We start from the raw sequence: 19,870 nt of genomic DNA on the forward strand, positions 1-19,870 counted from the left end.
TGTTAGTTTTCAGTACTTTTAGAGACAAAAATACTTACGATAAAATAAACAATTGCATTGGCTACTAATAGTCCTGCAAAGGTAAAGCCAGCGGCACCACCGGCAAATCCATTTCCCATTTTTTGGACAAAAATATTTATTGTAATGAAGAAAACGAAGGGAGAGCAAAAAATAAATAGTATTCCGGCTATTCTCCATATTCTTCAACGTTTCTTTGCCAAAAAGAAAATTAATACATTAAGAGAAACGAGAATAAAAATAAACAGAATGAAAGAATTCATAGTGATCTCCCGATAGATATACAAAAACATGTTAATTGTGGTGTATCATTATTCGATAATGTGGAGTCTTATCACCTTTATCATCGAAAATAACCTAAACGTTTGAAAAACTATATTAGGGGAGGAATTATTAAGTTAATCGAGAAACAACATAGAGTAAACAAAATATTTTGGAGGATACATAAACATATGAAACTCGTATTAATATTCGGCCCACAAGCAGTTGGGAAAATGACAGTTGGTCAAGAATTAGCAAAAATTACAGATTTAAAGATTTTTCATAATCACATGACAATTGATTTAGTAAGTCCATTTTTTGATTACAGTACAAATGAAGCAAAAAGGTTAGTAAGTTTGTTTCGTAATGAAATATTTGAAGAAGTATCCAAAAGTAACCTTTATGGAATGATATTTACATATGTATGGGCATTGGATCTTCAATCTGATTGGGATTATATACAACATGTAGTAAGTATCTTTGAGTCCAAAGGTGGAACGGTGTATTTTGTAGAACTTGAAGCAGAACTGGGTGAAAGATTAGAGCGTAATAAAAGTCCACATAGACTAGAGCATAAACCGAAAAAAAGAGACATTGAATGGTCTGAAAAAAATTTAAAAGAAACGATGAAAAAACATAGATTAAACTCACTTCATGGTGAAATTAAAAAAGAAGAGTATATAAAAATTAATAATACTCATTTAAGTGCGAAAGAAGTAGCGTTAATGATTAAGGAGAAATTTCGATTGTAAAATACATAAATGCTGTTACGTTTTCATTGTCCAAGCATTCTCCTAATAACCACATATACTATTTATATTAAAGCCGGTCACTATTATAAATAGGACTGCTATTTTAATGTAAATGACACTTTAGGAAATTAGGGTGAATAAATTTGGAAAACGAAGAACAAGGAAGAATTGAAAATCAAGTGTATTCTAATCGGGTAGTAAGATCAGAATTTGATGAGAATTGGGAAACTTGTATTTCAAAAAGTGGTTATGTAATCTACAAGGCTACAAGTGATCATGCTGAAGTAATAGTGCTTCTTTCAGATGGTTCAAGTAAATTATTAATCTTCGAAAAAGGCGGTAAAGTAGTAGTAGGTGGCGGTGGGACGAGTCATTACAGCAAACCGCATATTGCAATAAATATTTAAGGTAGAGCATGTTAATTAAGAAGACACTGGAAAAACGGTTAGCCATTCATGTTTAGAGCATGAAAGACGAACCGTTTTTATTTGTTGAAGGGATTTTAGAAGAACTTGAGTTATTAGATCGATAGGTGAACTACTCGCCACTTAGCAAAGCTTGAAGTGGGAGCTTCTCAGTTCCACGACGAAAGCAACCTTTCATCTCCCTGAGCGTTACTTTGGAGTGTTCCAACCCTAGATGTCCAACGCTTGGACGCTCTTTTGGTACGGTTGATATTTTACGCAGGAACCGAATGGCTTGGTTTTCGCACTCTATTTTCTTCCTGCAACCTTATATATCAAGTTATCAAAGAACTTCATATAGCTAGTTTATCAAAAGTTTTTGGCTATGCCAAACCGAAATTCATCTCCCACCTACCGTTGGGCTAGCGCACTTCACACGCTTGAGGAAGGAGAATTCTTTCGGTAAATTCGTTAAAAAGGTAACTGCTTATGTATGATTAATATCATTTCGTCAAATGAATGTCACATAAAAGTCTTATAGTGTATGTAGATAGTGAAACATACACAAAGCAGGAGATGAAATGATGAAAAAAGCGCTACAATATATACTCTTATTACTTACATTATTTACTTTAATTTATGTAATTTATACCAACTATGAAAAGAAGAAAGAGATTAAAAATAATAAACAAGTAATTAGTGAAGTTGCAAAGAGGCATGGTATTCCAGATTGGATACCATTATCTATTGCTGATCATGAAACAAAGTTTAATCGAAAAGCGATAGGGGACAATGGAACATCTTTCGGATTATTCCAATTACATCGTGGTGGTTTAGCACCAGCACAATTGTCAGAAGAGAGCTTAATGGACTCGCAAATAAATGCAACAATAGCAATCTCTAACATGGTTAATTCATATGAACGCGGTGTGAAAAAAGGATTGAAGGATTGGGATTTACTTAAATATGTTGCTAATACATCAGGATGGCCAGGAAATTTAGGAGGAGAATGGACAGATAATAATACGAAATATAATAAAGGGCTAGAACAATCTTATCAATTATATAAAAAAGAGAAATAGATATAAAAAGGCATTTCCAATTTGGGGAAATGTCTTTTTTATGTTATAGTATAATAGTGTTTGGGTGATGTGTTATTTTAATATACCTTCGAATTTGTTGTGTAGTATTTTTATATTAAATAATTACTAAAATCATTTTTTTATATAAGGAGTAAGATGTAGGGGATATGAAAAATATAGATTTTATACTAGAAAGTGATGAAACATTAAAACCGTCAGAACGATTAGTACTATTATTATTAGAGAAGCATAGAATGTTATATACGAACGATCTATTAGCTCTTTCGAATTTATCATATAAAACATTAACGGATTCACTAACAGCGCTCGTTATAAAGTCTTATGTATTAAAAGATACCGGTAAGGGAAGAAGGCAGAATTGTTATAGATTAGTATAATAAGAGTACTGTTATAGAAGTTTGCTACATATGTGTTTTTCAAACGTAAGGGTAAATTGTATTTTTGTTTTCAAATGATAAAAAACTTTTGATTTAAGTGAAAATCGGTTTCGATATGCAAAGAGTTCATGACTGCTAAATGTATAATTTTATTTCATTTTTATTAATGCTAATTTGTTATAAGTAAAAATGATGCAATTTTCAAGTGATTATAAAAATGAAATTCAAAAACAATCCATTCGTTTGAGGGATTGTTTTTTTATTGGTATAACAAATTACAAAAATAATATTATTATGTAAACTTATATATTTTGAAAGGAACATGTGATTATTAATAGAAATTATATAAAGAATACTTAATATCTTTATAAGTGGAGGCTCATTATGGAACAAATCATATTAATATCACAAGCTGTTATAAGCGGGGAAAAAGAAAAAGTAGTGGAGATAATAAACTCGGATCAAAGTATTGTAAATTCATATAGTGAAGATGGATGGACACCGCTTCATTTAGCTGCTTATTTTGGACAGAAAGAAATTGCAAGTTTCCTTTTAGAACAGGGAGCCGATATACATATTAGAGCAAAAAACGAAAATGAAAATACACCACTTCAAGCAGCAATTGCGAATAAGCAAAGCGAGCTTGTAGCTTTCTTAATTGAAAAGGGATCAGATGTGAATGCTGCGCAAAGTGGTGGTTGGACAGGACTGCATGAAGCAGCGTTATTAGGAAATGAAGAAATCATTATATTACTTCTTGAAAAGGGTGCTAATAAAATGATTAAGAAAAATGATGGGAAAACCGCATATGATATTGCTTTAGAAAAAGGGCATGAATCTCTATTACATCATTTGCAAGAGGAAGTGAGCCTATGATTAGCCACTGGAATGTAGGGGTTTTTCTTTTTAATGAAGTGGAAGTGTTAGATTTTGCGGGCCCATTTGAAGTTTTTTCCGTTACAGCAACAAGTGAAGGTCAACCATTTACAGTTCATACTGTTAGTCAAGATGGAGAAATGATTACAGCGAGAAATGGATTAAAGGTACAACCAGATTATAGTATCGAAGACTTACCTCCAGTTGATATTTTAATTATTCCTGGTGGGTTAGGTGCTAGAGAAAACGAAATGAAAAATGAAATAATAATAAATTGGATCCGTCAGCAAATGAAAGAAGTAAAGTTAATGACTTCTGTTTGTACCGGTGCGCTTTTACTTGCGAAAGCTGGATTACTCGACGGCTTCAAAGCGACAACACATTGGGCAAGTATTGAAAATTTTAGAAATGATTTTCCGAATGTGGAAGTATTAGAGAATGTAAAGTTTGTCGATGAGGGGCACATTATTACGTCTGGCGGAATTTCGGCCGGAATTAACATGTCATTTCACATTGTGAAAAATTTGTTGGGTGCTCGGATTGCTGAAGAAACTGCGAAAATAATGGAATACGATATTGATTTAAAATATTAAAAGTAAAACAAGACCAGCTGCTGGGTATTTCCAGCAGCTGGTCTTGTTCTATAGTGAACGAATATATGTTAACTCTTCATCTGTAAAAAGGGGACGAGTTGACGCACCTGCGTTTTCTTTCGCTTGCTTTTCTGTTTTTGCACCAGGAATTGCGACCGATACCGCTGGATGAGTGAGGACATAACGAAGTGCAAGTTGCCCTAAGGTTTGATTTTCATTTGAGAGTAATCGTAGTTTCTCTACTTTTTGTAAATCTTCTTGAAACCAAGTTTCTTTTGGCCATTCTTTGCGTAAATCTCCATCAGGAAAAGTTGTTGCGTTTGTGAATTTTCCAGTTAATATCCCCATTTTTAAAGGACCGCGTATAACTGCTCCTAAATTATTCTCTTTTAGGTATGGCAGTATGTCGTTTTCTGGTTTTCGGTTTAATATGTTGTAATCAAGTTGCACAACATCAATTGCATCGTGTTTATTGAAGTGTTTTATATATTGTAGGTCATGAGTTGAAACACCTACAGCTCTTACTTTTCCGTCCCGTTTTAATATTTCAAATGCGCGTAAAAATGCCTCTGTTTCTTCTTGTTTATCCCACCAAATGTGACAGAAATAAACATCTATATAGTCTGTTTGGAGGCGCAGTAAACTAGTGTCAAATACCGCGATTACTTTTTCAGCTGTATTATAAACAGGCTCTCCATTTGGATCATAGTGATGCCCAATGAGTCCGCCTTTCGTTGATAAAACGATATTATTACGGTAGTCTTTTATTGCCTGTGCTACTAATTTTTCACTATGACCTAGTCCATATACATCAGCAGTATCAATAAAATTCACACCGCATTCGATTGCTTTTTTCATAGCGGTTATAGATTGTGAATCGTTAACGGGCCCCCATTCATCACCACCAATCGCCCACGCTCCAAAGCCAATTTCTGAAACGGTAATTCCGGTTTTACCTAATGTACGGTAGTGCATCATTTTTCCTCCTTGTAAGCATGTTATAACATCGGTATGCAAAGGGGAGGATGAATGTGTGTGAAAATGTTTTCTACAATAGAGGAAAAAGAATAACATAAACTACTATTTTATTGCAGCATAAATAAAAATTTTCATTTTGAATAGGGAAATGTCGTCGAACGCTATCTCTAATTGGTTAATTTATGAGATTTTTTTGTGAAGGAGCTTATTTTATAAGAATAGAATTTAAGTTAATAAGATCGTGCCGATGGCAGTGAAAAATATGGGTTAGGGGGATTTGAAAATGAGGAAACTCAAAAGAGTAAATATTCCTAATATACCAGAGCAACTATCACAGCCTAATGCCAACCGAGCAATAAATAAGAAGAAGTTAAGGCGTTTTATTTTCATGTTCATTTTTATCGCTGCAACTACTTTGTACGTTCAATATATTTTAACGAAACAGCAAGAAATAATAAATGAAAAAAAAGATACAATTACGAATCAAAAGAAACAATTAGTTTCTTTAGAGAAAGATCAAGGTTTTTTAAAGACTAACATTGAGAATTTAACCGATAATGAAGAAGAGATATTAAAGTTTGCGAGAAAAGAGTATCAATTTTCTAAGTCAAACGAAACAATATTCGTATTGCCGAAGTGAAGTGGTGGAACAGTTAGCGATAGCTAACTGTTTTTTATGTATGAATGAAGGAGTTTGTAGTATGAATGTCATGGTACAAGGAGTGATGACATATTGTAAAAATGAGGAGTGTGAGCCATTTCCAATTGTTTTAAGAGATTTTCATAATTATGGAATATATGTCGGAATAAATATTGTTAAAATTCTGTCAATTGTATATAATACAAGGTAAGCGGATATATTTTTTAATCAACGTTGAGTTAATAGCTCATACGCCTGCTAAGAAAACCGTTATCCTCGTATAAGAAAGGAAGATAGCTGTGTACGCATCAAATACAATTTATGTCGTAGGGGATGCGAAAGCACCTCAAAATAATCCCATTACCGAAAAGTTCAAAAGTTATTTTGTAGCATTTGTACTTGAGAAGGATACAGGGGAAATTGTAGATGCAGATTGCTCAGCGACAATTGCATTAACATCTCAATTTGTTAAATATTTGTTTCTACATAAAAATATTAATGACCCAGCGTTAGTAACAGAAATAAAAAATCGATATTTCGGTTCGTCTCAAAAGGCGCTACTTGTAGCGCTAAAAGATGCGCAGAAAAAATATAATCAGATTGCTGCTTTGTCTACACATTCATAGACAAAATCCAGCCGTAAGAATCTTCTTATGGCTGGATTTTTTTGTTGGACAACGAAAGGATGAACAAAATGAAAATTATCGATGTAAAAGTAAATCGTAGACGTGTAAAGCTTCATACACCGTTTAAAACAGCGCTTCGTACCGTAACGGAAATTGAAAGTATAGATGTGTTTATTCATACAGATGAAGGGATTATTGGAAAAGGAGCTGCGGCAGCAACACCAGTTATTACTGGTGATTTCGCCAGCGGGATTGAGGAGGCAATATTAGGATCAATTCGTTCCGCATTAGTTGATAGAGACATACTGCAATTTCAAACGTTATTGTTACAAATTCAAATGAGCTGCGTAGGAAATACAAGTGCGAAAGCAGCGGTAGATATGGCTTTATACGATTTGTACTGTCAATTTCATAGTATACCTATATACGCATTACTAGGTGGAAAGAAAGAGATTTATACGGATATTACTGTAAGTGTGGATGAACCATTATTAATGGCAAAAGAGGCAAAAAAGCATATAGAAAAAGGATTCCAAACATTAAAAATTAAAGTTGGTAAAGAGGCACATTTAGATCTGGAACGCATTGAGGCAATTCGAAATGTAGTGCCAAAAAATACGACGTTACGTTTAGATGCAAATCAAGGATGGAATCCGAAAGAAGCGGTTTCAATCATTAAAGAAATGGAGAATAGAAATTTAAATATAGAATTTGTAGAACAACCTGTTCATGCGAAAGATTGGGATGGATTAAAATACGTGAAAGATAATGTACAAACGCCTATTATGGCAGATGAAAGCATCTTTTCAGCAAGGGATGCGTTAAAGCTCGTCCAAGGAGGATATGCAGACTTACTTAATATTAAATTAATGAAATGTGGCGGTATACGAGAAGCCTGGCGAATTGCGGATATTGCAGAAACAGCTGGTGTAAAATGTATGGTTGGAAGTATGATGGAATCTTCACTTTCAGTTAGCGCTGTGTCGCATTTAGCTGCGGCTCATCCGAATATTCATTACTTTGATCTTGATGCACCATTATGGTTAGTAGAAGAACCAGAAGGAATGACTTACACAGGTCCAAAGGTAAACCTGCATTCTGCAGTGAATATAAAGTCTTAGAAGTAGTGTCTAGCAAACTATCTTTTAAGGGGGATATGTATGAAAAAAGCGGGGACTGCATTATTAACAACATTATTTATTTTTTCATCGTTTACAGCGGCGAACGCTGAAGAGAGGAAAGAAAATAAAGCGTATATAGACGTATCGGCTGCAACGTTATGGACTGCACCCGATTCACTTCGGCCAATTGATGCACCTAGTGCAAGTAATCCTGTTGATTTATGGAAGTGGACGAAATCAATGACACTAGATGAGAAACTTTGGTTAACAAACGCAAATAAATTAGAAACGCAAGCGTTACTCGGTCAAGAAGTAACTGTAATTGATAAACGAGGTGATTGGGTGAAAGTGCTAGTGCATGGACAGCCAACGCCGCGAAATGAGGAAGGGTACCCCGGATGGATGCCTGAAAAACAATTAGCGTATAATCAAGAATTTGCAGATAAGGCAGGACAGCCCTTCGTTTTAATTACAAAACCGACAGCTATTTTATATATAAATCCTTCTGAAAAACATAAATCACTTGAGGTAAGTTATAATACGCGGTTACCACTTTTAAGTGAAGATACTATTTCGTACCGCGTACTATTACCAAATGGTCAGAAGGTGTGGTTACGCAAGAAAGATGGAACTGTTCACCGTTCTCAAAATGATATTCCTACGCCAACAGCTGATGATCTAATAAATACTGGTAAGATGTTTTTAGGATTACCGTATATATGGGCTGGTACAAGTGGGTTTGGCTTTGATTGCTCAGGATTTACTCATACGATATATAAATCGCATGGTATTACAATCCCGCGAGATTCGGGGCCACAGTCAAAAGCAGGAATCGCAGTTGATAAGGAAAATCTTCAAAAGGGAGATTTAATATTCTTCGCACATGATCAAGGAAAAGGTAGTGTTCATCACGTTGGAATGTATATTGGTGATGGCAATATGATTCATTCACCAAGAGCTGAAAGATCGGTAGAAATTATTCCGCTAAATAAACTAGGATATATAGAAGAATACGCTGGTGCTCGTCGTTACTTACCTTGAAAAAGATAGGGGGCTTTATATGAAAAAGGTTGTTCGCTATTCATTAGTTAGTACTCTACTTGTCTCTTCTTTTTTAGTAGGCTGTGCGAAAGAAAAAACAGTTACAAAGCCGAAAGATGAGAAGAAAGTATTACAATTATTAGAAACGGGTGAAATTCCGTCATTGAATTCAGGGAAAGTAACAGATGCAGTTTCGTTTAATGTTTTAAACAATGTTATGGAAGGATTATTCCGTTTATCGAAAAATGATGAAGTGATTCAGGCTGGGGCACAAAAATATGAAATGAGTAAAGATGGAAAGACATATACCTTCCACTTGCGTGATGCGAAATGGTCTAACGGTGATTCAGTAACAGCTCATGATTACGTATATGCTTGGAAGCAACTTATTAATCCAGATACAGCCTCTCAATATGCATATATTGCGTACGATGTGAAAAATGCGGAAAAGATAAATAAGAAACAATTAGGATTAGAAGAATTAGGTGTGAAAGCAAAAGATGATAAAACGTTTGTTGTTGAGTTAGAACATCCAGTACCATATTTTACAAAGCTATTAATTTTACCGTCTTTCTATCCAATAAATGAAAAGTTTGCGAAGGAGCAAGGCGATAAATATGGCTTAGAGGCGAATAAAGCGATATATAATGGGCCGTTTACGTTATCAGAGTGGAAGCACGAAGCGAGCTTTACAATGAAGAAAAACGATAAATATTGGGATAAAAAAGAAGTGAAATTAGATGAAGTAAACTACCAAATTGTTAAAGAAATTTCAACTGCGGTAAATTTATATGAAACAGATAAGGTAGATAGAGCTGTCATTTCTACAGAATTCGTAGATAAATATAAAAATAATAAAGAACTGAAACAATATACAGATCCAGTTATGTATTTCTTCCGTTTCAATGAAAATGTACCGATTCTTAAAAATAAAAACGCACGTCTTGCACTTAGCACAGTTTTTGATAAGAACGGGCTTGCAACCTCGTTTTTAAATGATGGTTCGGTAGCTGCGAACTACTACGTTCCGAAAGGATTTTTAAAGGGGCCAGATAAGAAAGATTTTAGAGATACGGCTGGAGAGTTTAATAAGACGAACGTAAAACAGGCAAAGGAATATTGGGAAAAAGCAAAGCAAGAGACGGGAACAAATGAAGTAACGTTAGAATTCTTAAACTATGACTTAGAAAACTTTAAAAAAGTAGGAGAGTATATTAAAGAAGAGCTTGAGAAAAACTTACCAGGGCTAAAAGTAAATGTGAAATTACAACCACATACTCAAAAACTAGCGTTAGAGAAGAAAAAAGAATATGAAATGTCGTTATCACGCTGGCTACCTGATTACCCAGATCCAATGACATACTTAGAAGTTTTCCTTTCGGGAAGTACTGTTAATAATACAGGGTATGCAAATCCAGAATACGATGCGCTAATTAAGAAGATTAAAACAGAATTAGGTAATGATGAGAAAGTTCGTTGGAAAGCAATGCAAGATGCTGAAAAAGTACTTCTTGATGATGCAGTAATTGCACCAGTATTCCAGCGCGGACTATCTTACTTACAAAAACCGTACGTAAAAGATTTATATGTTCACCAATTTGGTCCAGCAACAAGCTTAAAATGGGCGGACATACAAAAATAAGGTAAGAGAAAAACAGATGTCATGTATTGATAGTCTGTTTTTTTCTTAGTTAAAGCCGGGTGGTAGTTCATGGTATAATTTACTAGTCTGTAAACAGTATTAGGAGGGGGATTATGTCTGTATTTGTAGAGGGGAAAGTAATGCGTACGAAAAGGTTGTCCATGAGAAGACCAAATTTAGAAGATGTTGATCAATTGTATAATATTTTGAAGAAAGAAGCGGTTGGTAAATGGCTTGCTAAATCAAGAGGTATGTCACTAGACGAAACTAAAGAGTATATTAGTCAACTTATATTGCATTGGGAACAGTATGATTTTGGTGTATGGCTGTTATTCAAAAATGAAACAGGCCAGCTATTAGGACATTGTGGTTTAAGAAAGGTAGATGAAACAGGGGAAATAGAAATTATGTATCTTCTTGACCCAGAGCATTGGGGGAATGGATATGCGATTGAAGCAGCAGAGGCTTCCATTCAATATGCAACAGAGGTGATGAATCTAAAAAGAATAATCGCTAGAGTGAAAATAGCAAATGAGAATTCAAAGAAACTTTTGCGGAAGCAAGGATTTACATATACTTTCGATGTTGACCATAGTGGACGCTTATTATCTTATTTTGAACTCTGTACATATTCTAATGAGTTATAGACATTTTATATGTTTTTTTATCGCTTAAAAATAAAATTATTACTAAAATTCCAGTGTGAAATTTATGTAGAATCTTGTATAATTAACATGTTTCTTTGGAAACATTTTCTTACGCTTTAATTATAGGGCTTAATAGAGCGAAGGAAGGAAATACATACATGTAAATAATAGATAAATAGAATGGAACATGTATATAGAAAAAGGAGAGAAATGATGGCGTGTCAAAAACAAGGGTTACAATTTATTCGTAATAGAAAGAGGAATAATCGATGAAAATGAAGCATGCTTTTGGTCCAATTATTTTAGCGTGTTTACTCTTTTTCATTGTAGTGCTTATCCCATCTAAAAGTTTAGTATCACTTATTAGCGATAAAAAGGTTGAAGATGCGGCAACTTCCTTACAAAAAGAGAAATTACAAAGTGTTTTCCTACAACAGAAAATGTTAGAGAACTCGCAGTATTTACCGATGTATGGTTCATCAGAATTTTTACGAATGGATGCATATCATCCGTCTAATTATTTCAAAGTAAACCCTGCAGGTTTTACACCATTTCTAATAGGGACTGGCGGTACGCAAAGCTTGGCTCATATTTTAAATATGACGTCTACAATGGATGAATTAGAAGGTAAAAAAGTAGTCTTTGTTCTTTCACCACAATGGTTTACAAAAACGGGTGTATCACAGGGAGACTTTTCAAATAATTTTTCTAAACAACAAGCATATCATTTTATTTTTAATGATGAAATTAATCCTGAAATGAAGAAGAAAATTGCGAAACGTTTACTAGATTATAAAGTTGTTCGTAAAGATGCGATATTAAGTAGTTCGCTAGAAAGTATTGTATATAACGATACAAAACATAACATCAAAGCTGGACTAGCTAAACCGCTAGCATATATGTACCGGAATATTTTAGATCATAGAGATTTATTTAATTCTCTATTTAAGATCGAACCAGTGAAAGAGAAAACAAATACGGGACTGCGTTCAATTTCTTGGGAAGATGCACGTAAACAAGCGGAACAAGAAGGTAAGGCGGAATCCACAACAAATACATTCGGAATAGAAAATCCGTATTACTATAAACATAATTTAAAGAAAAAGTTAAAAGCTTTAAAAAACTTTAGAGCAAATGAATCGTATGATGAATCACCAGAATATGATGACTTACAAATTGTGTTAGATCTTTTCAAAGAAAAACATGTAAAACCACTCTTTATTTCTGTACCTGTAAACGGACCGTGGTATGATTACGCTGGTTTCCCAAAAGAACGCCGTGATGTGTATTATAATAAGGTTCGCGAGCAAGTCGAGAAAGCCGGATACCCAGTAGTGGATTTTTCTAGCCATGAATATGATAAGTATTTCTTAAAAGATACAATTCATTTAGGCTGGAAAGGCTGGATCTATTTTGATGAAGCAGTGCAGAAATTTTACTCTGAAAAATAATGTATAAACAATGGAAACAGGAATGGCGATAAAGCCGTTCCTGTTTTTTTACGCATTATCCGAAAGAAGTCTGCTTCCACAAGCGTTGTGAAGGACAATAGTCCAACGGTAAGTGGGAGATGAATTTCGGTTTGGCGTAGAAAAAAATTGGTTTTCTTATTTATTTCGCCTTTGATATAATCAGCTTTATAAGAGGTAAAGTTTGGTATAACAATGAAATTAGATAATCATGCAGTGTTCATGTTGTGTTATCACCGCCATAGATAAAGTAGAATCGTTTATGGGAAAGTGAGATGAACTGATATGACAAAGCATAATAAGGCGTATAAATTTCGTCTGTATCCAACAGAAGAACAAGCACATCTGATACGTAAAACTTTTGGGTGTGTACGTTTTGTGTATAACAAAATGCTGACTGAACGGAAAGAAGTATACGAAAAGTACAAAGAGAACAAGGAAGAGCTAAAGAAACAAAAATTCCCTACTCCTGCGAAATACAAAGCAGAGTATGAATGGTTGAAAGAAGTCGATTCATTAGCATTAGCAAACGCTCAACTACACTTGCAAACCGCATATAAGAATTTTTTTAGTGGTCAAAGTGATTTTCCTACATTCAAAAATAAAAAAAGTAGAAAACCCTATACTACGAATAGGGTAAACGGAAATATTATGTTATTTCATGGTTATATCAAATTACCGAAACTAAAAATGGTACGACTGAAGCAACATAGAGAGATACCGAAAAACCATATCATTAAATCATGCACGATTTCGATGACACCAACTGGTAAGTATTACGTGTCTGTCTTGACTGAATATGAAAAGGAAATCGTCAAAAAAGAAGTAGAAAGTGTGGTTGGATTAGACTTTGCAATGGCTGAATTGTACGTGAGTAGCGAAGATGAGAAAGCCAATTATCCTCGTTTTTATCGCCAAATGTTAGACCGATTAGCAAATGCACAACGAGTATTAGCAAGACGTGTGAAAGGTTCAGAGCGTTGGAATAAACAACGCATTCGTGTAGCTAAGTTGCATGAAAAGGTGGCAAATCAACGTAAGAATTTCCTTCATCATAAGTCTAAAGAATTGGCTACTCATTTTGATGTTGTAGCAATAGAAGACTTACATATGAAAGGAATGTCACGAGCACTTCGCTTTGGTAAAAGTGTTGCGGACAACGGTTGGAGGATGTTCACGACATTTTTAGTATATAAGCTACAAGAACAAGGAAAACAACTTTTAAAAATAGATAAGTGGTTTCCTTCTACCAAGATGTGTAGTAGTTGTGGAACCAGAAAAGATATGCCACTGTCTGAACGCACTTATGAGTGTTTTTGTGGATTAACAATAGGTCGTGACTATAACGCGGCTATCAATATCAAAAAGGAGGCCATACGCTTATTAGCGTTGGCATAAATAGTTACAAAATAACCTTTGGAACAAGGGAGTTAGCTCGGCTGTCCTAAGACGAATTCGTTAGCTATCAAAAGTAACGATTAACCGAGAAGCCCCCACTTCAAGTAAGCTCGTAAGAGATACTAAGTGGTGGGTAGTTCACTATAAAGGATTCTGATGTGGGCAATTTGGAAAGGCATGTATATCTTGAATTTGTCTAAAGTCATAATGTTTCATGGCGAACTGAGCTTGGTAAAGGTATTCGTAAAGAAATAATTGATTATCTTGTACGCCGCATAAAACGCCGGAAGTCCCTTGCCCATTAATGAGAGAAATACCAACAGGGCGACCAATTAAGTATGATACTTTTTGCTGCCAATGCATAGGGAAATCGCTCCTTTTTGAGTTACTATACGAAGTTACAAATGAATTGTAACTTATCCATGTAAATCTTAAACTGGAGGGTTTTAATGAAATATCTAGAAGTCATTAAAATGAATGAATTATAGGTGTGGAAGAGGAGTGAATTATGGAGAAAGAAAGGATTCTGGAAGAAAAGCTAAGCCTAATAGAATGGTGCCAAACATTGAAGGGTATATCTGATGATATATGGTTTCAATCATTTAAAAAAGGTTCATGGGGAACTGCGGATGTGATTTCACATTTTATAGTTTGGGATGAGTTTTTAATGAAGTATAGAATGTTGTACTTTATAAGCTCGCAATATGTACCTGATGTTCCAACGGATGTGAAAGAAATGAACAAGAGTGCAATGAGATATGCGAGGTCTGGTATTTCTAAAGAAGAATTAATAGATCAGTTTATATTCACTCGTAAACAATTAGTTGATCAAATTAACCAAATTCCTGCCCGGAATTTTAATGATGACTATCAATTCGGCACAAAAAGAGTGAGATTAAACGATTATTTTTCATCACTCATTCAACATGATTTAAAACATAAAGAAGAAATTATACAATTTCTAAAAAAATGGTGTCTACAATAAAAACCGCTATAATTCTAATTGAATGTATAGCGGTTTTTATTTAGAATTTTAAGCAAGGTTTTTACGTTTTTTTAACCATATTTTTATCGCGAAATATAAAATAATAAGAACAACCCCGCCAATAGCGAAAGATTTCACATATGGTCCGGCAACGTCATTTATATTACCCCAGTTTTCTCCAAGTTTTTCACCTAAATAAATGAAAATGATAGACCAAGGAATAATCGCAAGTCCTGTTAAAGTAATGAAACGTGAAATTGGCATTTTTGTAATCCCAGCAGGAATTGAAATTGCATGACGAACGACAGGAATGAAACGTGCAGTGAAAATTACGCCAGTTCCGTAACGATTAAACCAATCTTCAGCAGCATCAATTTGTTTTTTATGAATGAAAATATACTTCCCATAACGTTCTAAGACAGGGCGACCACCATATCGTCCAATCCAATAAATAAAGACTTGGGCAATGATTCCGCCAATGGTACCGAATATAACTGCGCCTACAAATGAGATACTTCCAGTTGATACTAAGTATCCCGCATAAGCAAGGACAATTTCACTTGGAATAATCTCAATCATAAGTCCAAGCATAATGCCCCAATAACCTAATCCTTCAAAAAACGTTAATACTGAATGAATAAAACTACTTAACATTGTTGCACCTTCTAGTTCATAAATTTTTAGGGGGAAGTTCTTTTTATTTAACAACATAAAAAGTTCACTATATGCAAATTATACCTTATTTAATGAACATATTTCCATTTAAATACTTTTTTATGTCTCGTATTTTTTCCTTGTATTTATAGTAAACGATATAAATTGAGTTTTCATGAAGAGATAATGAAAAAAGTATTAAAAATTTCTCATATTTAAAGAGAAGGAAAGGAGGTAGTAGACTGAAAGTTTTGTATAATAATGTAAGTGTTGAATTTTAAAAGGGAAATGGTACTTTGGCGGTAATAACTGAAAAGAAGGCTTATAGTTCATACGTTGGTGGTATTTATGTTCATAGGAATGGTCGGTTAGAAGATATTATAGAACGATCACTTTACATTCAAGACATAGTGAATTTGCCAATAAAAGAATACGCGTATTCAATTTAATTAGGTGTAGTAATTTGAAAAGTAGATGAGGTGAAAATATGGATTGGCATGAACGTTTATTAGAAATGGATGATTTACCAATTATCTTAGAATGGTATAACGACGAAGAATTACATGACATTGCGGACGTGAAACCATTCAAACGATATACAATAGAAGAACTTCGAAAGTATTGGACTGAAAAACTGTCCCGATCTTATGCAAGTTATCATGTGATCGTAGTAGAGGATAAAGTAATAGGGAGAGTTGGATTAAAAAAGAAGAGAAATGACGATATATATGTGATGGTGTACTCAATCTTGATTGGCGTATCAAATTTATATTCAAAAGGGCTTGGAACAGAGATTACAAATTATTTTAGCACTAAATCATTTTTAGACCCTGATATACAAGCGGTTGTGTTGCAAGTTAGGGAAGATAATAAGAGGGCAATTCGATGTTATGAGAAAGCTGGGTTCAAAAAAACGGAATCTTATGTAGAGAATCAGTTGCAAATGTATGAGATACAAAGAGTTAAGGAGGGTAAAATAGTATAGAAATTAAAAAACAGGAGCACTTCTGCTCCTGTTTTTTACGGTTTCACATCTAAATTTTGTAAAAACAAAGTTGCTGTCACATATCGTTTCGCAAGCATTTGTACATATGCGGTATGTACAGAGAGTGTAGCGATAATAATAGCGTTACGAATTGCTTCGCGTTGTTCGTTATTTATTTGATCGAACTTACTTGCGATTTTATCAGCTTTTTCTTTTACAATATTTTCAATCGTATGAATTGTATCTGTAGCATTTAGTTGTATGCAATTCCCTTGATTTAGTTCTTCAAATAAAGAGGAATAAGCAACATATAAATGAACAGGGTTAATTAAATCGTCACTTCGATCGGCCGGGTCATTTACGATAAGTCGTAATAGTTTACGAATAGATTCAAAATCAAGCGCTGTTTTTAAATCTTCAACAATGAATAGTAAGGCTGCTTGTTCGATTGAATATTTCTTCCCTTTTTGAGGGGAGCCAATCATTTCTTTTATATCTCGTTTCACCCAGTTTTGCATAGCAGTTACAGAGAAACTCGTGTTTTCAATCTGATTGCCAAGCGCAACTATTTCGTTTAAAGAAAAACCGACGTCCGTATCGTCAATCTTAATCAGTTTTTCAAAAATAGGTGAAAGTGCGGTTGTAATAAAAGCAGTGACGCTTTGTCCGCTTTCAATATCTTTTTTATGTGACTTTGCCCAAGCTTCTTGTAAAATACCGAGAGGCTTTTTCGTATTCCATCCTCTTAGTGATAGAAGTAGCGTTGCCATTTCGTTTCGTGTGAGATGAAATGTTTCCATCTTTTCACCTCCAAAAGTATAAAAAGTTCTTATGAACTTATAATATGTTTTGTTTCATTTAAAGTCAATTCCGTTTTGCTTAATTTTTCCTATGTTATGAAATTGTCGTAAGTAAATAATGCTTGCATATTTCGACAAAAGTTCATATAATAAGTTCATAAGAACCTTTAAAATGGTTTTAAAACAAATCTATCATTCTAAATTTACAAGAAAGATAGATTTCACATATATCTATATAAAAGGAGAATGGATATAATATGTTGAAAAAACTTGTAGCAGTAATGACAGCATTCATGGTTATCTTTGGGGCTAGTAGCTTTATGTTCGTAGATCATGCGGCAGCGAAAAGTTACAAATCTGGTAAAAAATCATATACACCAAGTTCAGGTCAAAAGTCAAAAGTTGATTTAAACAAAAAAGATTCTAATGTAAATTCACAAAAAACAACAACTGATTCAAAAACAAAAGCAACAAACACAGCGCCAAAAAGTAATAAAGGAAGCTTTATGAAAGGTTTATTACTAGGTGGTCTTGGTGGTTTACTAATGGGTAGCTTATTTGCAAATATGGGAGCTCTTGGTTCTGTATTAGCGTTTATGGTAAATATGTTAGTAATGGCTGGTATCGTAATGTTAGCAGTTCGTGCATTTAAATACTTCAAAGACCAACGTAAGAAAAAGGCGGATGAAGTAGCATGGAAACAATAAAAATCTCTGAACAAGAGCTTATAAATGCGCTTTGCGTATATATCGCTGAAAAAAGACAAGTTGGGCCAGAAGAAGTTTTAGTTGAACTAATGTATGATGACGACTACGGTTTCTCTGCTGAAGTAGAGGTAAATGGTCGCAAGCAAATATTAATTCAAGCAAACTTAATCGAAGCACTACGCTTGTTGCTTGACCGAGAATATAACGTCAATTCATTTGCAGCAAGATTGCAACTTGAATTAGATGATGAAGAAGGCATTTACGCATTAGCGAAATTTAATAATAATGAACAATAAAACTGTTAGAGCTGTATGCTCTAACAGTTTTTTTATTTTGATTTCTATTGTTAGTATGTTTCCTATTTTGGTATAAAATCCAGTATTTCATGTGTCTTCAATTTAGTATTTGCATCATTTTACCTATCTAATCAAAAGTTGGCTATCCAAATAAATAATAATTTTGACATAAAACGACTTTTATTTATCTATTCGACGAATTGCGACAAATAAATCACAACTATATTTGATATGATATTTCAGAAATCTTATATTTTATTATTCAAAGCGAGGTAGAAGAATGATGGTGTGAATTTAGCTGAATTAGCTAATAAGGCTTCTGGTGAAAAAGAAGTGTGTATATCGAGAAGATTAGAAAAGTTCAAAAAAGGAGAGCGGAACATGGAAACACAAACTTATAAATATCCTAGGCAAAAGATTAATGGAATTTGGCTAATAATTGCTGGAACAGCAATGTTCTTACTTTTAATAAAACATAACGGATATCCAAATGTGTGGCCTTTTATTATTGTTTATATATTAGGAATGATATGGCAATTGAGCCCTAAAACTAGGAGGAGATTAGCGGTTGGTTCTGGAACACCGGAACAAAAAAAGTGGGCTAATTTTTCAATAATTATATTGGCTATTTTAGTTTTTCTCGCTTTTCATTTTGGTGGTGATGATTATAGAAGTTGTTGGCTATTAATTCTTTTAGCAGTAGGTATTCACTTTATACCGTTTATTCCAGTACATGGGAAGATTATGTTTTTGCTGTCCGTTATTTTAATAATCAATGCATCCATAGGATTAATCATTACTAACGTAAATCTAGATGTCTTTTTTGTAGTAGATGGTTTAATAAAAATTTTATTTGGTGTAATTTTTATTAGGTTAAGTCCTATTGATTTTTAAAATATAGTTGATAAAAACTTCAGAAAAGAAGGCATAGTAATGATATTTTTTATGTTAGTTATTAGTGTAGGATTAATATTTTTTGTTCATTACATAACGAAACAGATGTTTAAATATGAAGTAAATCATCTCAGTACAAAAAAACGCTTTATAATAAATCTTTTGCAATTTGTTAGAATCGCGCCATTAATTGCAGTACTTGTAATATGCATACTGGTTTTAACAACTTTGCATACGAAAACAGGGATTCGACTATCTCATGCATGGTATGCTGCGCAATTCTGGGCTTATTATACGTTTTTGTATTGTATTTATATGATAACTAGGAAAAAACCGCTTCTGTTTTCCATGGTTATATCCTTAATAATGGCCATTTATTACACTCCATTATTCCACTTTGAAAACCAATTTATAGGACTTTATGTAGTTGTCGCTAATATTTGCGCAATTTTAATGTTTGTAAATTTATGGATGTCGATATCGAAAGTTTTAGTCGGAATGAAAAATAGGTAATTACTTTTGGTTCCTGTAATTGATGTAACAGAAGTACTAGTTGTAGTACTAAAAATTATAAAAAAGCGGCGGAAATGTAATCCACCGCTT

General features: G+C 33.8%; 24 protein-coding genes and 2 pseudogenes. 22 read left to right on the forward strand and 4 right to left on the reverse strand.

The features are described from left to right. Positions 1–470: 470 nt before the first annotated feature. From MR109_RS14245 to MR109_RS14270, 6 genes are all read left to right on the forward strand, one after another. Positions 471–1,031, forward strand: coding sequence for an AAA family ATPase (locus MR109_RS14245; RefSeq protein ID WP_098304198.1), 561 nt, complete (start codon positions 471–473; stop codon positions 1,029–1,031). A gap of 143 nt (positions 1,032–1,174) precedes the next feature. Further along, a complete protein-coding gene (locus MR109_RS14250) occupies positions 1,175–1,438 on the forward strand; it encodes a hypothetical protein (RefSeq protein WP_025150904.1) in 264 nt (87 codons plus the stop codon). A 578-nt stretch (positions 1,439–2,016) separates the two neighbouring features. Next, a complete protein-coding gene (locus MR109_RS14255) occupies positions 2,017–2,517 on the forward strand; it encodes an invasion protein (protein WP_071719304.1) in 501 nt (166 codons plus the stop codon). Positions 2,518–2,684: 167 nt separating this feature from the next. Further along, a complete protein-coding gene (locus tag MR109_RS14260) occupies positions 2,685–2,915 on the forward strand; it encodes a hypothetical protein (protein ID WP_071719305.1) in 231 nt (76 codons plus the stop codon). Positions 2,916–3,299: 384 nt separating this feature from the next. Next, on the forward strand, positions 3,300–3,791 hold the full coding sequence (locus MR109_RS14265; protein ID WP_048371064.1) for an ankyrin repeat domain-containing protein: 492 nt from the start codon (positions 3,300–3,302) through the stop codon (positions 3,789–3,791). Next, positions 3,788–4,384: a DJ-1/PfpI family protein gene (locus MR109_RS14270; RefSeq protein WP_242272567.1), complete on the forward strand. Its 597-nt coding sequence runs from the start codon at positions 3,788–3,790 to the stop codon at positions 4,382–4,384. The genes MR109_RS14265 and MR109_RS14270 overlap by 4 nt, the downstream gene beginning before the upstream one ends. Positions 4,385–4,432: 48 nt before the next feature. On the opposite strand, the gene MR109_RS14275 is transcribed toward MR109_RS14270, so the two are convergent. Continuing rightward, positions 4,433–5,359 carry an aldo/keto reductase gene (locus MR109_RS14275; RefSeq protein WP_071719307.1) on the reverse strand — a complete coding sequence of 309 codons (927 nt, stop codon included), beginning with the start codon at positions 5,357–5,359 and terminating at the stop codon, positions 4,433–4,435. 286 nt (positions 5,360–5,645) lie between these two features. Between MR109_RS14275 and MR109_RS14280 the strand changes: the two genes are divergently transcribed. The 9 genes from MR109_RS14280 (at position 5,646) to MR109_RS14315 (ending at position 13,946) form a co-directional block, all read left to right on the forward strand. Then, positions 5,646–6,002 carry an FtsB family cell division protein gene (locus MR109_RS14280; RefSeq protein WP_002172330.1) on the forward strand — a complete coding sequence of 119 codons (357 nt, stop codon included), beginning with the start codon at positions 5,646–5,648 and terminating at the stop codon, positions 6,000–6,002. Beyond that, the gene (locus MR109_RS30220; RefSeq protein WP_308197278.1) at positions 5,941–6,213 is read left to right on the forward strand and encodes a hypothetical protein; all 273 of its coding nucleotides are present in this window, start codon (positions 5,941–5,943) and stop codon (positions 6,211–6,213) included. The genes MR109_RS14280 and MR109_RS30220 overlap by 62 nt, the downstream gene beginning before the upstream one ends. An 88-nt stretch (positions 6,214–6,301) precedes the next feature. Continuing rightward, positions 6,302–6,628, forward strand: a complete 327-nt coding sequence (locus MR109_RS14285; RefSeq protein WP_002012954.1) for a DUF3870 domain-containing protein — start codon at positions 6,302–6,304, stop codon at positions 6,626–6,628. Positions 6,629–6,696: 68 nt separating this feature from the next. Then, on the forward strand, positions 6,697–7,749 hold the full coding sequence (locus MR109_RS14290; protein WP_071719310.1) for a dipeptide epimerase: 1,053 nt from the start codon (positions 6,697–6,699) through the stop codon (positions 7,747–7,749). 39 nt (positions 7,750–7,788) lie between these two features. After that, positions 7,789–8,790, forward strand: coding sequence for a C40 family peptidase (locus MR109_RS14295; protein WP_242272569.1), 1,002 nt, complete (start codon positions 7,789–7,791; stop codon positions 8,788–8,790). 19 nt (positions 8,791–8,809) lie between these two features. Beyond that, positions 8,810–10,432 carry a peptide ABC transporter substrate-binding protein gene (locus MR109_RS14300; protein ID WP_242272571.1) on the forward strand — a complete coding sequence of 541 codons (1,623 nt, stop codon included), beginning with the start codon at positions 8,810–8,812 and terminating at the stop codon, positions 10,430–10,432. Positions 10,433–10,545: 113 nt separating this feature from the next. Beyond that, on the forward strand, positions 10,546–11,079 hold the full coding sequence (locus MR109_RS14305) for a GNAT family N-acetyltransferase (RefSeq protein WP_071719313.1): 534 nt from the start codon (positions 10,546–10,548) through the stop codon (positions 11,077–11,079). A gap of 269 nt (positions 11,080–11,348) precedes the next feature. Beyond that, positions 11,349–12,530: a D-alanyl-lipoteichoic acid biosynthesis protein DltD gene (dltD, locus tag MR109_RS14310; RefSeq protein ID WP_098474438.1), complete on the forward strand. Its 1,182-nt coding sequence runs from the start codon at positions 11,349–11,351 to the stop codon at positions 12,528–12,530. 303 nt (positions 12,531–12,833) lie between these two features. After that, the gene (locus MR109_RS14315; protein WP_242272573.1) at positions 12,834–13,946 is read left to right on the forward strand and encodes a transposase; all 1,113 of its coding nucleotides are present in this window, start codon (positions 12,834–12,836) and stop codon (positions 13,944–13,946) included. Between the two features lie 141 nt (positions 13,947–14,087). On the opposite strand, the gene MR109_RS14320 is transcribed toward MR109_RS14315, so the two are convergent. Next, positions 14,088–14,309, reverse strand: a complete 222-nt coding sequence (locus MR109_RS14320) for a hypothetical protein (RefSeq protein WP_242272576.1) — start codon at positions 14,307–14,309, stop codon at positions 14,088–14,090. A gap of 145 nt (positions 14,310–14,454) precedes the next feature. Between MR109_RS14320 and MR109_RS14325 the strand changes: the two are divergent. Next, positions 14,455–14,953 (forward strand): annotated as a pseudogene (locus MR109_RS14325) (DinB family protein). Positions 14,954–14,979: 26 nt separating this feature from the next. Here the strand turns inward: MR109_RS14325 and uptA are convergent. After that, a complete protein-coding gene (uptA, locus tag MR109_RS14330) occupies positions 14,980–15,585 on the reverse strand; it encodes an undecaprenyl phosphate transporter UptA (RefSeq protein ID WP_071719317.1) in 606 nt (201 codons plus the stop codon). 281 nt (positions 15,586–15,866) lie between these two features. On the opposite strand from uptA, the pseudogene MR109_RS14335 reads away from it, so the two are divergent. Next, positions 15,867–16,034 (forward strand): annotated as a pseudogene (locus tag MR109_RS14335) (HD domain-containing protein); the annotation flags it as partial. A gap of 38 nt (positions 16,035–16,072) precedes the next feature. Then, positions 16,073–16,570 (forward strand): GNAT family N-acetyltransferase, encoded by a 498-nt coding sequence (locus MR109_RS14340; protein ID WP_242272578.1) that lies wholly within the window; start codon positions 16,073–16,075, stop codon positions 16,568–16,570. Between the two features lie 35 nt (positions 16,571–16,605). On the opposite strand, the gene MR109_RS14345 is transcribed toward MR109_RS14340, so the two are convergent. Further along, positions 16,606–17,370 carry a DUF1836 domain-containing protein gene (locus MR109_RS14345; protein WP_000447229.1) on the reverse strand — a complete coding sequence of 255 codons (765 nt, stop codon included), beginning with the start codon at positions 17,368–17,370 and terminating at the stop codon, positions 16,606–16,608. 257 nt (positions 17,371–17,627) lie between these two features. Here MR109_RS14345 and MR109_RS14350 point away from each other — a divergent pair, with 257 nt between their 5' ends. The 4 genes from MR109_RS14350 (at position 17,628) to MR109_RS14365 (ending at position 19,780) form a co-directional block, all read left to right on the forward strand. Continuing rightward, on the forward strand, positions 17,628–18,077 hold the full coding sequence (locus MR109_RS14350; protein WP_002172319.1) for a hypothetical protein: 450 nt from the start codon (positions 17,628–17,630) through the stop codon (positions 18,075–18,077). Further along, the gene (locus tag MR109_RS14355; protein WP_002172318.1) at positions 18,065–18,373 is read left to right on the forward strand and encodes a YxcD family protein; all 309 of its coding nucleotides are present in this window, start codon (positions 18,065–18,067) and stop codon (positions 18,371–18,373) included. Before MR109_RS14350 ends, MR109_RS14355 begins: the two co-directional genes overlap by 13 nt. Before the next feature lie 381 nt (positions 18,374–18,754). After that, the gene (locus MR109_RS14360; RefSeq protein ID WP_242272866.1) at positions 18,755–19,267 is read left to right on the forward strand and encodes a DUF6609 family protein; all 513 of its coding nucleotides are present in this window, start codon (positions 18,755–18,757) and stop codon (positions 19,265–19,267) included. Positions 19,268–19,306: 39 nt separating this feature from the next. Further along, the gene (locus MR109_RS14365; protein ID WP_242272579.1) at positions 19,307–19,780 is read left to right on the forward strand and encodes a hypothetical protein; all 474 of its coding nucleotides are present in this window, start codon (positions 19,307–19,309) and stop codon (positions 19,778–19,780) included. The last annotated feature ends 90 nt before the right edge of the window (positions 19,781–19,870 follow it).

The sequence above is a fragment of the Bacillus cereus group sp. BfR-BA-01310 genome (assembly GCF_022664325.1).
GTDB classification, from domain to species: domain Bacteria; phylum Bacillota; class Bacilli; order Bacillales; family Bacillaceae_G; genus Bacillus_A; species Bacillus_A paramycoides.

Coding starts and splice junctions, on each gene's coding strand:
- MR109_RS14290 (WP_071719310.1), top strand. CDS start 6,697: ATGAAAATTATCGATGTAAAAGTAAATCGTAGACGTGTAAAGCTTCAT.
- MR109_RS14320 (WP_242272576.1), bottom strand. CDS start 14,309: ATGCATTGGCAGCAAAAAGTATCATACTTAATTGGTCGCCCTGTTGGT.
- MR109_RS14300 (WP_242272571.1), top strand. CDS start 8,810: ATGAAAAAGGTTGTTCGCTATTCATTAGTTAGTACTCTACTTGTCTCT.
- uptA (WP_071719317.1), bottom strand. CDS start 15,585: ATGTTAAGTAGTTTTATTCATTCAGTATTAACGTTTTTTGAAGGATTA.
- dltD (WP_098474438.1), top strand. CDS start 11,349: ATGAAAATGAAGCATGCTTTTGGTCCAATTATTTTAGCGTGTTTACTC.
- MR109_RS14270 (WP_242272567.1), top strand. CDS start 3,788: ATGATTAGCCACTGGAATGTAGGGGTTTTTCTTTTTAATGAAGTGGAA.
- MR109_RS14350 (WP_002172319.1), top strand. CDS start 17,628: ATGTTGAAAAAACTTGTAGCAGTAATGACAGCATTCATGGTTATCTTT.
- MR109_RS14355 (WP_002172318.1), top strand. CDS start 18,065: ATGGAAACAATAAAAATCTCTGAACAAGAGCTTATAAATGCGCTTTGC.
- MR109_RS14315 (WP_242272573.1), top strand. CDS start 12,834: ATGACAAAGCATAATAAGGCGTATAAATTTCGTCTGTATCCAACAGAA.
- MR109_RS14280 (WP_002172330.1), top strand. CDS start 5,646: ATGAGGAAACTCAAAAGAGTAAATATTCCTAATATACCAGAGCAACTA.
- MR109_RS14365 (WP_242272579.1), top strand. CDS start 19,307: ATGATATTTTTTATGTTAGTTATTAGTGTAGGATTAATATTTTTTGTT.
- MR109_RS14260 (WP_071719305.1), top strand. CDS start 2,685: ATGAAAAATATAGATTTTATACTAGAAAGTGATGAAACATTAAAACCG.
- MR109_RS14265 (WP_048371064.1), top strand. CDS start 3,300: ATGGAACAAATCATATTAATATCACAAGCTGTTATAAGCGGGGAAAAA.
- MR109_RS14305 (WP_071719313.1), top strand. CDS start 10,546: ATGTCTGTATTTGTAGAGGGGAAAGTAATGCGTACGAAAAGGTTGTCC.
- MR109_RS14340 (WP_242272578.1), top strand. CDS start 16,073: ATGGATTGGCATGAACGTTTATTAGAAATGGATGATTTACCAATTATC.
- MR109_RS14255 (WP_071719304.1), top strand. CDS start 2,017: ATGATGAAAAAAGCGCTACAATATATACTCTTATTACTTACATTATTT.
- MR109_RS14295 (WP_242272569.1), top strand. CDS start 7,789: ATGAAAAAAGCGGGGACTGCATTATTAACAACATTATTTATTTTTTCA.
- MR109_RS14345 (WP_000447229.1), bottom strand. CDS start 17,370: ATGGAAACATTTCATCTCACACGAAACGAAATGGCAACGCTACTTCTA.
- MR109_RS14245 (WP_098304198.1), top strand. CDS start 471: ATGAAACTCGTATTAATATTCGGCCCACAAGCAGTTGGGAAAATGACA.
- MR109_RS14275 (WP_071719307.1), bottom strand. CDS start 5,359: ATGCACTACCGTACATTAGGTAAAACCGGAATTACCGTTTCAGAAATT.
- MR109_RS14360 (WP_242272866.1), top strand. CDS start 18,755: ATGGAAACACAAACTTATAAATATCCTAGGCAAAAGATTAATGGAATT.